Source organism: Streptomyces sp. NTH33 (assembly GCF_003236365.1).
Lineage (GTDB): Bacteria > Actinomycetota > Actinomycetes > Streptomycetales > Streptomycetaceae > Streptomyces.
In genome coordinates, this window is record NZ_POTZ01001094.1 from 1 (window position 1) to 538 (window position 538).

At 71.2% G+C, this 538-nt stretch carries 1 protein-coding gene; it reads right to left on the reverse strand.

Going from position 1 to position 538, the window contains the following annotated elements; genetic code table 11:
- Window positions 1-210: 210 nt before the first annotated feature.
- Window positions 211-480 carry a hypothetical protein gene (locus tag C1I97_RS38635; protein ID WP_111007423.1) on the reverse strand — a complete coding sequence of 90 codons (270 nt, stop codon included), beginning with the start codon at window positions 478-480 and terminating at the stop codon, window positions 211-213.
- Window positions 481-538: the final 58 nt, after the last annotated feature.

The window sequence follows — 538 nt, forward strand, 5'->3', positions numbered from 1 at the left end:
ACGAGGGCGGGGCCGGGGGTGCGGTTTCCAGTGGTGCCGGTCATGGGGACCTCCTGGTACCAACATCCGTTGGCCGGCGCTCATCGGCAACGGCACGCCCACGACCCGCGTCCCGCACACACGCCTAGGGCGCCCACCTCGCCCACGTACGGCGGTGCGCGTACGTGTGGCGGGGTCGGCGCCCTCGGTGTGCGTGTGCGTGCGGTGTGGTCAGGCCTTGGTCTTGACGTCCACGTTCCGGCTCACGAAGCGGTGCTTGTCCTGGGACCTGTCCAGGACCATGACCAGGCCCGTGATGATCACGAACAGGGCGAGCGGGATGCCGACGTAGAGCCCCAGCGTCTGGGCGACGCTCAGGCCCGGGCCGGGGTCGTCGCCGTCGTCGCGGGTCAGCGCGAGCGCGGGGGACGACATGAGCAGCATCATCAGCGTCGTACCGGCGGCCAGGGCGCCGGCGCGCAGGGCGTTCTTCTTCTCCACGGTGCCAAACGTAGCGAATGCCCGAACGGGGCGTGCGCCCGGGGTGCCGTATGCGGCC